Annotated in this window: 14 protein-coding genes; 9 read left to right on the forward strand and 5 right to left on the reverse strand. The window is 57.5% G+C overall.

What is annotated here, in order from left to right:
- The first annotated feature begins 52 nt into the window (after positions 1-52).
- The 3 genes from ETAA8_RS17945 to ETAA8_RS17955 all read left to right on the forward strand — a co-directional run bounded on the left by ETAA8_RS17945 (position 53) and on the right by ETAA8_RS17955 (position 2,031).
- Positions 53-904, forward strand: a complete 852-nt coding sequence (locus ETAA8_RS17945; RefSeq protein ID WP_145091252.1) for an alpha/beta hydrolase — start codon at positions 53-55, stop codon at positions 902-904.
- 3 nt (positions 905-907) lie between these two features.
- Complete coding sequence (locus ETAA8_RS17950) at positions 908-1,513, forward strand: metallophosphoesterase family protein (protein WP_145091255.1); 606 nt, start codon at positions 908-910, stop codon at positions 1,511-1,513.
- Between the two features lie 62 nt (positions 1,514-1,575).
- Positions 1,576-2,031, forward strand: a complete 456-nt coding sequence (locus tag ETAA8_RS17955) for an ExbD/TolR family protein (RefSeq protein WP_202921059.1) — start codon at positions 1,576-1,578, stop codon at positions 2,029-2,031.
- On the opposite strand, the gene ETAA8_RS17960 is transcribed toward ETAA8_RS17955, so the two are convergent.
- Together ETAA8_RS17960 and ETAA8_RS17965 are read right to left on the reverse strand one after the other, a co-directional pair.
- Complete coding sequence (locus ETAA8_RS17960; RefSeq protein ID WP_145091262.1) at positions 2,032-2,577, reverse strand: hypothetical protein; 546 nt, start codon at positions 2,575-2,577, stop codon at positions 2,032-2,034.
- A complete protein-coding gene (locus ETAA8_RS17965) occupies positions 2,574-3,338 on the reverse strand; it encodes a metallophosphoesterase (protein ID WP_202921060.1) in 765 nt (254 codons plus the stop codon). The genes ETAA8_RS17960 and ETAA8_RS17965 overlap by 4 nt, the downstream gene beginning before the upstream one ends.
- 381 nt (positions 3,339-3,719) lie before the next feature.
- Here ETAA8_RS17965 and ETAA8_RS17970 point away from each other — a divergent pair, with 381 nt between their 5' ends.
- Positions 3,720-5,033 carry a replication-associated recombination protein A gene (locus tag ETAA8_RS17970; RefSeq protein ID WP_145091269.1) on the forward strand — a complete coding sequence of 438 codons (1,314 nt, stop codon included), beginning with the start codon at positions 3,720-3,722 and terminating at the stop codon, positions 5,031-5,033.
- A gap of 99 nt (positions 5,034-5,132) precedes the next feature.
- Here the strand turns inward: ETAA8_RS17970 and eno are convergent, their stop codons facing one another.
- The gene (gene eno / locus ETAA8_RS17975; protein WP_145091272.1) at positions 5,133-6,410 is read right to left on the reverse strand and encodes a phosphopyruvate hydratase; all 1,278 of its coding nucleotides are present in this window, start codon (positions 6,408-6,410) and stop codon (positions 5,133-5,135) included.
- A 195-nt stretch (positions 6,411-6,605) separates the two neighbouring features.
- Entirely contained in the window at positions 6,606-7,553 is a 948-nt protein-coding gene (locus ETAA8_RS17980) for a TIGR01212 family radical SAM protein (protein ID WP_238397412.1), read from the reverse strand.
- Between the two features lie 152 nt (positions 7,554-7,705).
- Between ETAA8_RS17980 and ETAA8_RS17985 the strand changes: the two genes are divergently transcribed.
- The 3 genes from ETAA8_RS17985 (at position 7,706) to ETAA8_RS17995 (ending at position 9,095) form a co-directional block, all read left to right on the forward strand.
- On the forward strand, positions 7,706-8,164 hold the full coding sequence (locus tag ETAA8_RS17985) for an FHA domain-containing protein (RefSeq protein ID WP_145091278.1): 459 nt from the start codon (positions 7,706-7,708) through the stop codon (positions 8,162-8,164).
- Between the two features lie 120 nt (positions 8,165-8,284).
- Positions 8,285-8,593, forward strand: coding sequence for a Dabb family protein (locus tag ETAA8_RS17990; RefSeq protein ID WP_145091281.1), 309 nt, complete (start codon positions 8,285-8,287; stop codon positions 8,591-8,593).
- 169 nt (positions 8,594-8,762) lie between these two features.
- The gene (locus tag ETAA8_RS17995; protein ID WP_145091283.1) at positions 8,763-9,095 is read left to right on the forward strand and encodes a HesB/IscA family protein; all 333 of its coding nucleotides are present in this window, start codon (positions 8,763-8,765) and stop codon (positions 9,093-9,095) included.
- 68 nt (positions 9,096-9,163) lie between these two features.
- Here the strand turns inward: ETAA8_RS17995 and ETAA8_RS18000 are convergent, their stop codons facing one another.
- Entirely contained in the window at positions 9,164-10,225 is a 1,062-nt protein-coding gene (locus ETAA8_RS18000; RefSeq protein WP_145091286.1) for a vWA domain-containing protein, read from the reverse strand.
- Positions 10,226-10,443: 218 nt separating this feature from the next.
- Here ETAA8_RS18000 and ETAA8_RS18005 point away from each other — a divergent pair, with 218 nt between their 5' ends.
- Together ETAA8_RS18005 and ETAA8_RS18010 are read left to right on the forward strand one after the other, a co-directional pair.
- Positions 10,444-11,589, forward strand: a complete 1,146-nt coding sequence (locus tag ETAA8_RS18005; RefSeq protein ID WP_145091288.1) for a serine/threonine-protein kinase — start codon at positions 10,444-10,446, stop codon at positions 11,587-11,589.
- A 21-nt stretch (positions 11,590-11,610) separates the two neighbouring features.
- Positions 11,611-12,852 (forward strand): protein-L-isoaspartate(D-aspartate) O-methyltransferase, encoded by a 1,242-nt coding sequence (locus ETAA8_RS18010; protein WP_145091290.1) that lies wholly within the window; start codon positions 11,611-11,613, stop codon positions 12,850-12,852.
- The last annotated feature ends 6 nt before the right edge of the window (positions 12,853-12,858 follow it).

Below are 12,858 nucleotides of genomic sequence, written 5' to 3' on the forward strand. Positions count from 1 at the left end.
ATAACCGCCGGAACTACCAGGCAGGTTTCTCCTCCACACGGGGTGCACGACCATGTTTAGACTCATTAGTTTGCTGGCGTTAGTCGCGTTTGCGGCAAGTGAAGTAGGAACGGCAGCGGAGCCGACACAGAACACTTACACCTATAAAAAGACCAAACAGGCAGAACTTACGCTGCAGGTCTATCGTCCCGCAGAGTGGGAGGCGACGAAGAAGTATCCCGCTATCGTGTTCTTTTTCGGTGGCGGTTGGAATGGCGGCAATATCAAGCAATTTGAGCCGCAGTCGCAATACCTGGCCAAACGTGGCATGGTTGCGATTTGTGTTGACTATCGCGTGAAATCGCGGCACGGCGTGACACCCGACACGTGCGTGCGGGACGCCAAGTCGGCTATTCGCTGGGTGCGGCAGAATGCTGCGAAGCTGGGAATTGATCCTGCTAAGATTGTTGGCGCAGGCGGTTCCGCAGGCGGGCATTTGGCAGCCTGCACTGGTATTTGCCCAGAACTCGATGAAGCCGACGAAGACGCAGCAGTCTCGTCGCGCCCCAATGTGCTGGTGCTGTTCAATCCAGTGCTGAATTTCAACGTCGCTCAGTTGATCGAGCGCGTCGGCAACGATCAGAGGGTGGCCAAGTCCATTTCGCCCACTCAGCACTTAGCCAAAGATTCGCCACCGACACTGCTGATGTACGGTACCGATGACAAACTGATCGCGCAGGGGGATGAATACTTGCAACGCTCGAAGGAGCTTGGTCATCGAGCAGAAATGATGCGAGTGGATGGCGTCGGCCACGGCTTTTTCAATCGACCTCCCCATTTGCAAGCGACCATCGAGCGAGTGGATGCGTTTCTCGTTGCCTTGGGCTATCTGAAGCCAGACGCGACGGAACCGGCGAAGAAATAGCGCATGAAACTCGGGCTGATCACGGACATTCACGAACAAGTCGACGACTTGCGCGTCGCGCTTGCGCGCTTCAAGCAGGAGCGAGTCGACCAGATCGTGATGATTGGCGACGTCATCGAATTGGGCGAGCGGCTCGACGAGACATGCCGTTTGCTGCTTGAGTCGAAGGCGATAGGCGTGTGGGGAAATCACGACTATGGCCTGTGTGTTGACCCACCGCAGGAATTGCAGCGCAAGTACTCGCGCGATGTCTTCGAGTTCATGGGGAAGTTGCGACCGTCGCTGGAGATTGAAGGCTGCTACTTTTCGCACGTCGAACCGTGGTTGAATCCCGAGAGCCTGTTTGATTTGTGGTATTACGATGGCCCGCCAGACGAGCATGGCAAGTTGTGGCGAATCTTTCATGCCGTTCCCAACCGCCTGATGTTTGCTGGGCATTTTCATAAATGGCTGCTGGCCTCGCCCGATCAGATTCATGATTGGCATGGCGAAAAAGCCGTGAAGCTGGACCAGGGCCGATATTTTGTGGTAATCGGGGCGGTTTGCGATGGCTGCTTCGCAACCTTCGATACTGTCACGAGCGAACTGGTGCCGCTAAGCAGCCGATAAGCTCAACTAGGCACGAGCGCCGCAAGTTGCCTAAGATAATGACAACAAGGAAGGTCTTCACTTTGCGACGTCCCAGTCCCTTTACGCAGCGGCGCGATCCCGTCGACATCAAAATGACGCCGATGATCGACGTCGTTTTCTTGCTGCTGATCTATTTCATCTGGTCGGCCAGCTTTGGGATTGTGGAACGGTTACTCCCCAGTCAATTGTCGGCCCAAGCGCCGGGAACCGGGCAACCGACAACCGAAGTTCCTCCTCCCCCCGAAGCAGATTTTGAAAAAGTGGTGGTACGGGTCACCGGAACGCAAGGTCGCGTAGGTTGGTTGGTGAATGATACGCCCGTTGCCTCACTGGCCCAGCTGCAAGGCATTCTGGTGGGGCTCAGTCGCATTAAAAGCGACGCTCCAGTGGTGTTACATCCCGATCCGCATGTTCCGCTGGGAGATGTGATCGACGTGTTCGATCTCTCGCGGCTGATCGGCTTCGAGAAGGTTCAGTTTGCCGTCGACGCCGGCTAGTCAGACGTTCTTCGTCACTCGCAAAGTACGCCGCTGTTGTCGCCTAAAAGCAGACAACCTCGCGTACCAGCGAAACATCAGCCCGCTCAAGACGGCCGACGTAACAGCGGGAATGAGCAGGAACCACATGATGGCTGTGCCGCTGAAAATCAATACGCTGCCGAGTGCGATCACGAGGCTGGCGATAATCAAGAGCAGGGCGATCGTGCGGGTCCAAATCATGTCGCGACGAATGACTGCGTAGTATTGCCCATAGCCGAGCAAGGCGGCCATCACGACGGCGTTCGCTGCACCCGTCGCAAACGGAGCTAACCTATCTGCGTCGTGGAGTCGCACATTCATTTGCGGATAGGTGTGCACTAGCCAGGCAAGAAGTACGTAGCCGGCTGCGAGTCCCAATCCCAGGCAACTCAGCCAGATCAGCACCGAGGCCCACCAGATCTCCCGCGAAAGCGGAAGTTGAACGAGCGCCGCTACCGCTTCCGTCGTTTCGTCGGCAGCCGGCGAAGCATAGGGGTTCGTTAGCCCGGACGACGTTGTTTTCATGCGGGGGGCTTTGCAGTGGCTGTGCCGTTCTGCTCGGAGCTATCCTGCGCTTCGACAATGCGAAACTGCAGGCCGGCCATTGGCGCTCCGCCGTTGTGAAATGTCAATCCACCCAATTGATAGCCAGCCATCGCCTGGTGCGTATGGCCGAAATAGACGTGCTCTAAGCCTGTGCCTGGCCCATGTCCAATCCGGTCGAGATAGCCGGTCAGCCGCTGCGCCACTTTCTGCTTGGGATGAACGACACCCGCCAATTGGTGCAACCTGGCTTTCACGGCCAAATCGTAAAGCAGATGCTTTACTGGCCCGCGCGACTCATCCTTCAGCCAATGCTGGCGATTCGATTGCAACCGGGTCGCGCACATGGTGGGATGATCGGCGGCATCACCATGCAAAAAGATGCTGCCGGCCAGCCGCAGATAATAATGGTGAAATTGTAAATTGGGTGCCTGCTGGCAGTAGGCGTTAATGGCGTTGAGGAATCGCTGGTTGTAGTCGTGGTTACCGGCCACGAAGTGAAACTGGCAGTCTGGATTGCGCGAGACCAGCCGATCGACCCAATCGACCGAAGCCCGAACAGTCGTTTCGACCGAACCGAGCGTGGACCAACGGAAGTCGAAAATGTCGCCGCCCAGCACAAACGTGCGCGCCCGCTGGGCCACCGCGTGAATTGCCTGCTCGTGCGCGGCCGCTTGCGACCTTCGCGAGAACATGTGCAAGTCGGACACAAAGTACGTACTTGGTTCCATCCCGTTAAGCATAGCAAACCCCATACCTGACTGCGCCAAGCCGTCCAGGACAACTTCAACTGCTTAGAGCGCCAAGCTGAGCACGACTTCACCCGAAGCACCTCGCGGCGAAATCTCCCCCTCCATTCTCAACCAAAGTGTCCAACCTCAAGCCCCTTAATTGAACACTAAATGCTCGGAAACCCGAGAGATGCGCTATCTGCTGTCCAATTAAGCGATCCTTAATTGAACGCCCCCCAGTTAGGGCGTGAGCACGATTTTGCCCAATAACTGTTGGGGCGATCCAAATCAGGTCGCGTGTGGCCGTCTTTATTCCTGCGATCACACGACAGGCAATCCTGGCACGCTGCCACCCGGCACACAGCCAATTTGCCGCGCGGTATGCTCCGGGCTATGAATCTCTTTGCCAAAGCCGAAGGTGAGAATCTCAAGCGAGCCCAGCCCTTGGCCGCGCGCATGCGGCCAGCCAGGCTGGACGAGTTCGTCGGGCAACAGCATTTTCTGGGCGAAGGAAAATTACTGCGCCGCCTGCTGGCAGCCGATCGCTTGAGCTCTGTCATTTTTTATGGTCCGCCGGGAACGGGCAAAACGACACTTGCCCGCTTGTTGGCAACGGCTAGCCGCAAGAAGTTCAAACAGTTGAGCGCCATCACCAGCGGTGTGAAGGAACTTCGCGAGTCGCTCGATGCTGCCCGCGACGAACTGACTTCCGGCGGTTTGCGTACGCTGCTGTTCATCGACGAGATCCACCGCTTCAACAAGACTCAGCAGGATGCGCTCCTGCCCGATGTCGAAGAAGGAGTCGTGACCTTGGTCGGGGCCACGACGAGCAACCCGTTTTTCGCAGTGAATAGTGCGCTCGTCAGCCGGAGCCAGGTTTTCGAGTTTCAGTCCCTCTCGATCGACGACATTACGTCCCTGGTGAAGCGAGCACTGGCCGATAAGAGCCGCGGGCTCGGCAACATTCCCGTCGAGATCGACGACGATGCACTCTTGTTCCTGGCAGAGACCAGCGATGGCGATGCCCGCCGCGCGCTCAATGCGCTCGAAGTGGGTGTGCTCTCCAGCAGCGAGCGGCCGGTGAAGTTCACTCGCGAACTCGCGGCCGAATCGGTGCAGCGTAAGGCCATTCAGTACGACGCGACCGGGGACGAGCATTACGATTCGATCAGCGCGCTCATCAAAAGCATTCGTGGCAGCGATCCCGATGCCGGTCTGTATTGGCTGGCCCGCATGCTCGAAGCGGGAGAGGATATTCGCTTCCTTTGTCGACGGCTGGTGATCCTGGCCAGCGAAGATGTCGGCAATGCCGACCCCGCTGCGCTGCCGCTAGCTGTCGCAGCAATGCAGGCCTGCGAATTCATTGGGCTCCCCGAGTGTCAGTTGCCGCTCGCCCAGTGCGTGGCCTATTTGGCCTGCGCGCCGAAGTCGAATGCCGCGACCATTGCCATTGGCGAAGCTCGCCGCGATGTGCGCGAGCAACGCATCCTGCCGGTGCCCGTACACTTACGAGACAAGCACTACAAAGGTGCCGAACGCCTTGGTCATGGCGAAGGTTATGTTTATTCGCACGATGCCGCCGGGGGCGTGGTATCGCAGGACTATCTAGGAGTCGAGCGCGAGTACTACCGTCCGGTCGACCGCGGCTTCGAAGCCGAACTCGCCCAGCGACTGACTGAGATTCGCGCGCGGTTGCGAGATCGCTAAATTCGCTTGGCAATCCGATAAGAGACTTCGGTCAACAAAAATGGCCCGGTCAGATTGACCGGGCCACCGTTTGTTATCTCGATTCATCAGCTAGATGAACTACAGCTTCGGGAAGAGTGGGCCGCCGTACATAGCGCCGTCGCCGAGTTCTTCTTCGATGCGGAGCAGCTGGTTGTACTTGGCCATGCGATCGGTGCGCGAGGCCGAGCCGGTCTTGATCTGACCGGTGCCGAGGGCGACGGCCAGATCGGCAATAGTCGAGTCCTCGGTTTCGCCGCTGCGATGGCTCGAAATCGACGAGTAGCCGTTGCGATGGGCCAGTTGAATGGCCGAGATTGTTTCGGTCAGTGTGCCGATCTGGTTGACCTTGATCAGAATGCTGTTGGCAATTCCTTCGTTAATGCCCCGCTGCAGTCGGTCGGTGTTGGTGACGAACAGATCGTCCCCCACAAGTTGAACCTTCTTGCCGAGCTTATCGGTCAGCAGTTTCCAGCCGGCCCAGTCGTCTTCGCTGCAACCGTCTTCGATGGAGCAGATCGGGTACTTCGCGCACCAATCGGTGAGGAAGTCGACCATCTTCTCGCTCGACAGTTCCTTACCGTCGACGCTGTAGGTCTTCTTCTTCTCGTCGTAGTATTCGGTGGCAGCACAGTCGAGGGCGATCTTCACTTGCTCGCCCGGCTTGTAGCCAGCTTTCTCGATGGCCGACAGGATCAGCTCCAGGGCTTCTTCGTTGCTCTTCAGAGCAGGAGCGAAACCACCTTCGTCGCCGACGCTGGTGGCCAGCTTCTTATCGTGCAACACCTTCTTCAGAGTGTGGAACACTTCGCAGCCGCAGCGCAGGGCGTCGCTGAACTTGGTGAAGCCGAGCGGGAAGATCATGAATTCTTGCATGTCGACCGCATTGTCGGCATGCGCGCCGCCGTTGATGACGTTCATCATCGGCGCGGGCAGCAGACGCGCCCCCGTGCCACCGAGGTAACGATACAACGGCTGCTGGGTGTAAATGGCAGCGGCCTTGGCGACGGCCAGCGAAGCACCAAGGATGGCGTTGGCACCGAGATTCTTCTTGGTGGACGTGCCATCGAGCGCGATCAAGTGGCTATCGACGGCAATTTGATCGAGGGCATCTTCGCCGATCAAATTGTCGTTGATCGTGGTGTTGACGGCCTCAACAGCCTTGAGCACACCCTTGCCAAAGAACTTGCTCTTATCGCCGTCGCGTAGTTCCCAGGCTTCGTGGGCACCGGTGCTGGCCCCGCTGGGGACAGCAGCCCGGCCGAACGAGCCATCGGTGAGGGTAACTTCGACTTCGACCGTGGGGTTGCCACGGCTGTCCATGATTTGGCGTCCGTGAACGCTGGCAATTAGGCTCATTCCATGTCTCGCAGGCAAAAAGGACGGGCAATTTAAGGGCAAACAGGGCAAAAATGCCGGGAATTTCAGCTTGGCATTGTGACGAATCGGCTCCAGATTGACTAGGGCCGGTCGCTGGCGGCAGAGGTCGCGAAATGCAGATTGAAGTCACTTATTGAGCCAAGTAGCCCGACGCGTCAGCGTTTAGCCAAACCATTAGGTTGGCTGCCAGAGTTTTCCTTGCCAGGTATCGCGGGTTTTGAATTCTTGCTCCAGGGCGTTCAGCAGGCCGGGCTTATCGAGGCACCAATTGGGGCCAATGAGATAATCGGGCGGGGCATCGCCACTGACCCGTTCGACAATCATGGTCGGCGGCAGTAGTTCGAGAAAATCGACGAGGGTGCGAACGTATTCGGCTCGCTCCATCAGTTGCACCTCGCCCCGCGCCACCTGGTCGGCGAGTTCCGTTTTTTTGACGGCATACAGATTGTGGATTTTGACCGAATCGGGCTGTTGCCGGGCAATCTCCCGGGCCGTGGCAAGCATATCGTCGTGCGATTCGCCAGGCAGACCGAGCATGATGTGGGCACAAATTTCGAAGCCGCGGCCTCGGCTGCGGGCCATTGCATCCGGAAAGCAAGCGTAGCCGTGCCCCCGGTTCATCCATTCGAGCGAGCGGTCGTGAATGGTTTGGACGCCATATTCCACGGCCAGATAGGTTTTCCCGGCGACTTCTTCTAGCAAGTCGAGCACCTCGTTGGGCACACAGTCGGGCCGCGTGCCGATGGCCATGCCGACTACCTGGGGATGTTCGAGTGCCCGGTAATAGACTTCGCGCAGGCGCTCAAGCTTGCCGTAAGTATTGGTGGCTGGCTGAAAATAGGCGATGAACGTATCGCAGTCGTAGCGGATTTTGAGGCGGCGAATGCCGTCGCTCACCTGGTCGAGAATGTCCAGACGCTTGATTCGCCGGCTGGGGCTGAAGCTGCGATTATCGCAAAATGTGCAGCCGCCGGTGGTAATGCTGCCATCGACATTCGGGCAGGTAAAGCCCGCGTCGAGACTGACCTTTTGCACGCGGCAGCCGAATTTGTGCTTCAAAAAGCGGTTGTAGCTGAAGTATCGCAGCCCCGCTCCCCGCCAATCGAACGAGCTGGCGGGCATGCCTAGAAGAGCATCCGACCGGCTATTGATTGACGTCATATTGGACCTGCATTACATTACTTTCAGGCGGTGAACCAAGTGTTAGGGCTCTCTTCTTTAACCCTAAACTAAACCTCTAGGCAATGGGGTTCACTACTCAAGGGACCAGAGAAATGTACGGCGAACTCGTGCCGCTTGGTGGTGGCGATCCTATTCCCCTGCTCAAGCTCAAGCTAACTATTGGCCGGCGAGAGAACAACGACATCGTGCTCCGCTTTGGCAACGTCAGCGGCACACATTGTCAGTTGACGCTCGAAAGCGGCTATTGGTATGTGCAGGACCTCAATAGCTCGAATGGTGTGAAGGTCAACGGCACCAAGGTCTCGCGCAAACGCGTCGACCCAAACGACGAGCTGACAGTTGCCAAGCACAAGTACAAACTGACCTATAATCCTACCGATCTCGGTGCCTCTGGCGCTCCCCCCAGCGACGAGGCGGATTACGCCGCGATCATGGGGCGCTCTCTGCTCGATGCAGCCGGATTGTCGAAGCGGCAATTGCCTGAGAGCAAAAGGTACGACGCCAGCGACGAATCGCCCGGCCAATTGAAGCGGAAAAAAGGGCTCGACTAAGCCGCTGCTTGTCCGACTGGGGCTCGGTTCTGTTATGCTGGGCCCTCGCTAGTTTGTCTGTGTACCGGCGGCGAAGTTTCGCCAGCCCGGTCGCGCCACATCTGTGATTTGAGGACTGTCATGCTCGCGCACATGGTTTATTTCAACTTGAAGGATCGAGCTGAAGCGTCTGTCGAAGGAATGCTCGCCGCTTGCAAAAAATACCTGAGCGGTCACCCTGGCACCGTCTTTTTTGCCGTCGGCAAAGTTGTCCCGGATCTCACTCGCCCCGTAAATATCACCGATTTCGACATTGCCCTGCATGTGGTTTTTGATGGTCGGCCAGCCCACGACGCCTACCAGACTCACCCCCGGCATATTCAGTTTATTGAAGAAAATAAGGCCAATTGGGATAAAGTGCGGGTCTTCGATTCGTACGTCAGCCAGTAGCGGCTGCAGAAATCGCCGGCTGAAATGCCCTTTTCTCTGTCCGGCAGAGAGGTATACTTCTATCAGGCAGGCGTTCTCGCGAACGGCCGGCCAAACGGACGATAAGATGATGTCGATTCGCTAACGAACAGTGACTGCCAGTTTTCTGGTTTATGGTTGGAGCAGATAAATGAGCATTACGTTGACCGAACGGGCTGCCAAAGAAGTTCAAAACTACAAGAACTCCGTGCAAGCCCCAGTTGAAGATTTCCTCCGCGTCCGCCTGATGGCCGGTGGCTGCAGCGGCCACTCGCCCAAACTCGATCTCGACAGCAAGTTCGACGAGAAGGCCGACAGCCGTTACACGTTCCACGGCGTTGATCTGGTCGTCGACAAGAAGAGCGAACTCTACCTGGAAGATGCCACCATCGACTTCGTCGAAGGCTTCGACCAGAGCGGTTTCAAAGTCGACATCCCGATGGCCAAGAAGAGCTGCGGCTGCGGCAGCTCGTACCAGTTCTAAGCAACTGGTTCGACCGAATTAAATCAACGAAGCTCGCCTCTTAGCGGAGGCGAGCTTTTTTTTCGAGCCTACGGCAGCTTGTCCACATCGACGTAGACATAATTCCCGCCCGTGTCGTTAGCCAGGCGGCGCATGAAGTGATCGCTGTCGGCCGCCTGACTGCCGCGACCGAATTGAATGGTGTGGATCGTGGTGCGACCGCGGGCCAATTCGCGCACAATCCGTAGTTGTGCGCCGTCCATGCCAGGATCGTCGCCGTCGGTGAGTAGAAAAATCACCTCAGGTCGCAGCTTGAGTGCGGCAACCAGCGCGGCCGTGTGATTGGTCGCACCGAACGCCGGTAGGCCGCGCAGGTAATCAACAAGCTTCTGCTTGTTCTGGTCGGTGGCAGGCAGCCAATGAGCGTTCATTTGTGACGGGGCAGCGTGATAGGCAATCAGCTGCACACGCTGCTGCTCATCCAGTGATTTCATTTGCCGGGCGAATTCATCGGCCGCAGCGCGGATGGCTCCCAGTCCTTGGTCGCCCATGCTGGCCGAGCGGTCGATCAGCATCGCGAACGTTCGTCCCCGCGCCGGCGCACCAAAGAGTGTTAATCCCCCGACGGTTCCGGTTGTGTCTTGCCCTGTGCCGCGCCCTTTGGCATCTTCGGCCAGAATCGCTCCCTCGTTAATGCCAGACGGCAACCGGCGATTCGCGCTGGCGACTCCATCGACGCCCGGCAAAAATCCGGCGTCGGGCAATCCGATGCCGGCAGTCGTTGGCAATTGTGCCGATGCGGGAAGTTCCAAGTTGGATTCCGCCGGCAATGCGTCCGCTGTGGTCACACCAACTGCCGCGGGCGACGAGTCAGTTGCTTCGCGTTTGGTTTCGGAGTCTTCGGTCAGATACTCCGTCGGCTGATTCGCACTGACTTTGGCCAGCACGATGCCCGCGTGCCGCAGCGGTTCGGCAATGGGAGCCAATTCTCGCCCCGGTCGCATCCACCACGCTAAGGCCAGCATCGTCGAAAGATGAATGCAGACCGAGAGCAACAGCGGCAAGGCCGCGGCTAGCGACGCCCAACGATCGAGCCAACCGCTAGGCCGGTCGTACTCTTCGCTGGCTGGTGGATTCACCGCTGCTTGCATACTTCCCGCCACACCGTGTTTGCTGCCCCACAGCTCATTATCAACTGCTGCTGTCCGAGAGCAAGGGAAAACTCCTTCCCTTTACTGCCCGCGAAGCCCCCAGAAGGCATGACCTGCCTACTACTTCCCCTTTGCCAATTTTTCATGCTCAACCTAGACTATAGGAACTTAAGCCGCTCGGAAGGCGGCTCGTCGACCCAGAGCGAAGCGGAGCGCCCATGCTGACGACCACCCGACAGGAAGTCCCCCCCACCATTACTCAAGGGGGCGATATTCATCTTTCGCCACCTCTCGAATTGATTTCTCGCTATCAGGAGATCGTCAACGAGAAGCGGCTGCACTGGACCTCGCACTTGCACCTCAATCGCCGGCTGGGTGCTGGTGGCCAGGGTGTGGTCTATCTGACCGAATTGCGTGGCACGGACGAATTCACCTTGCCCGCAGCCCTCAAGATCTTCTCGCCCGAACGTTTCGAAGACGAAGCGGCCTACGATGACGCCATGAAGCGAGTCGCCTTTGCTTCGGCCCGCATCGCCCAGATTCAGCACGATAACCTGCTGTACGTTTATAACTTCGTCGATCGTCGCCGGATTCGCATGCTGGTGATGGAGTGGATCGACGGCTACGATCTGGCCAAGCTGATGACGTCGCAAATGCTCGACCGCGTGCGACAACGAGTGAGCCAGCGGCGCTGGGACTATATCAACCGCGTCATTATCACGGCCGGACCAGTTCAGCCGCGCATGAAAGCGGGCATGGCTGTCGCCATCATTCGCGATTGCCTCTCGGGGCTCGCGGCCCTTCACCGCCACGGCATTGTGCACGGCGATATCAAGCCGTCGAACATCATGGTCAAGCGAACCGGCTGCACCAAGATTATCGACATCGGTTCGGCCTTCGATTTCACCATGCCGCAGCGCTCGCGCCCTTGCACGCCAGCCTACGCAGCCCCAGAAGTGCTCGAGAATCGAGAATGCACGCCGCGGAGCGACCTCTGTTCGCTCGGTTATGTGCTGATCGAAATGCTGGCTGGTGTTTCGCCGGTAGCCGGAGTGAACGACTTGCGCGAGCTGCTCGAAGTCCGTCGTTCGCTTCCCTCGCGTCTGCACGAAATATTGCCAGAGGAAGTTGTCCGCTGCGAATTGCTGGTCAGTTTCATCCGGGGCATGATTGCCCCCGATCCCGCCCGGCGATTTCCGAGTGCCGAAGCTGCGGACCTGCTGAAGGAAGGGGCCGCAGCCTTTCAGCGACAATTGGTAGTGAGCGATTTGTCGAGCGAGTATCCCAACGAGATTCGCTTGTGGCTCGAAGAACTTAAAGAGATGGAAACCGAAGACGTTGCCCACAATCAATCGAGTTGGTAATTGTCTGAAATGAGACCTGCCATGAGATCGGTGCTGCTGAGTCGGTTATCAATTGCGCTGCTAGCGCTTGGTTGCTTATTGGCACTCGTGCCTGGTCTGGCCCAAGCGCAGACGCGGCTGCAATTCGAAAAAATGCGCAAGTCGATGGTCGACGAAGTGATCATCGGCGCGGGAATCAAAGATCAGCGCGTGATCGACGCGATGCTCGCCACCCCGCGGCACGAATTTGTGGCCGTTGAGCATCGCAAGAGCGCCTATCTCGATATGGCCATTCCCATCGGCGATCAGCAAACGATTTCATCGCCGTTTATCGTCGCCTACATGACCCAATCGCTCGATCCTAAGCCCACCGATAAGGTGCTGGAGATCGGCACCGGCAGCGGTTTTCAAGCTGCCGTCTTAAGCCCGCTGGTGAAAGAGGTTTATTCGATTGAGATTGTCGAACAATTAGGCAAATCGGCCGAACGAACTTTGAAGCGGCTGGGATATAAAAACGTTTTCACCAAAGTGGGCGATGGCTACCTCGGTTGGGAAGAGCATGCTCCGTTCGACAAGATCATCGTCACTTGCTCACCCGAGAAAGTTCCCCAGCCGCTCGTCGATCAGTTGCGCGAGGGTGGCTTGTTGGTGATTCCTGTCGGCGAGCGCTACAACCAGACGCTCTACCTGATGCGCAAAAAGGATGGCAAGCTGGAAAGCGAAGTCCTTCTGCCCACCCTCTTCGTGCCAATGACCGGCAAAGCTGAAGATGCTCGGCTCGTAAAGCCCGATCCGGCCAATCCGAGTGTTGTGAACGGCAGCTTTGAAGAGAAGGCATTCGAAGGTGGCGGCCAGCCCGGTTGGTATTACGAAAAACAGCTCACCTGGGATGCCTTGCCGGATGCCCCGGATGGCAAGCACGCGATTACGTTTACCAATAGCCGGGCGGGACTCTCGGCTCACTTGCTGCAAGGCTTTGGCATCGATGGCCGCCAAGTGAAGCAGTTGGAAATATCGGGCATGATTACCACGAAGAACGTGGTGGCGGATTTGAAAAAAGACGAAGCTCCGCTGATTGCAGTGACGTTTTACGACGGCAATCGTCGGCCACTCGGGCACCACTTTGTGGGCCCAGTGCTGGGAGACACAGCCTGGCACGAGATCAAACGCACTATTCGCGTGCCGGAGAATGTGCGCGAAGGAATTCTGCGCATCGGGCTCTTCGGCGCGACGGGAACCGCTTCGTTCGACAAGATTCAGTTTCGCAAGATTGATGAGAAATAGCCGCTG

The organism is Anatilimnocola aggregata, from assembly GCF_007747655.1.
GTDB classification, from domain to species: domain Bacteria; phylum Planctomycetota; class Planctomycetia; order Pirellulales; family Pirellulaceae; genus Anatilimnocola; species Anatilimnocola aggregata.

Bases quoted from the DNA above. Each gene is read 5' to 3' on its own strand.
- ETAA8_RS17980 (WP_238397412.1), bottom strand. From the start codon at position 7,553: ATGCCCGCCAGCTCGTTCGATTGGCGGGGAGCGGGGCTGCGATACTTC.
- ETAA8_RS17970 (WP_145091269.1), top strand. From the start codon at position 3,720: ATGAATCTCTTTGCCAAAGCCGAAGGTGAGAATCTCAAGCGAGCCCAG.
- ETAA8_RS18000 (WP_145091286.1), bottom strand. From the start codon at position 10,225: ATGCAAGCAGCGGTGAATCCACCAGCCAGCGAAGAGTACGACCGGCCT.
- ETAA8_RS17985 (WP_145091278.1), top strand. From the start codon at position 7,706: ATGTACGGCGAACTCGTGCCGCTTGGTGGTGGCGATCCTATTCCCCTG.
- ETAA8_RS17965 (WP_202921060.1), bottom strand. From the start codon at position 3,338: ATGCTTAACGGGATGGAACCAAGTACGTACTTTGTGTCCGACTTGCAC.
- ETAA8_RS18005 (WP_145091288.1), top strand. From the start codon at position 10,444: ATGCTGACGACCACCCGACAGGAAGTCCCCCCCACCATTACTCAAGGG.
- ETAA8_RS17990 (WP_145091281.1), top strand. From the start codon at position 8,285: ATGCTCGCGCACATGGTTTATTTCAACTTGAAGGATCGAGCTGAAGCG.
- eno (WP_145091272.1), bottom strand. From the start codon at position 6,410: ATGAGCCTAATTGCCAGCGTTCACGGACGCCAAATCATGGACAGCCGT.
- ETAA8_RS18010 (WP_145091290.1), top strand. From the start codon at position 11,611: ATGAGATCGGTGCTGCTGAGTCGGTTATCAATTGCGCTGCTAGCGCTT.
- ETAA8_RS17995 (WP_145091283.1), top strand. From the start codon at position 8,763: ATGAGCATTACGTTGACCGAACGGGCTGCCAAAGAAGTTCAAAACTAC.
- ETAA8_RS17960 (WP_145091262.1), bottom strand. From the start codon at position 2,577: ATGAAAACAACGTCGTCCGGGCTAACGAACCCCTATGCTTCGCCGGCT.
- ETAA8_RS17945 (WP_145091252.1), top strand. From the start codon at position 53: ATGTTTAGACTCATTAGTTTGCTGGCGTTAGTCGCGTTTGCGGCAAGT.
- ETAA8_RS17950 (WP_145091255.1), top strand. From the start codon at position 908: ATGAAACTCGGGCTGATCACGGACATTCACGAACAAGTCGACGACTTG.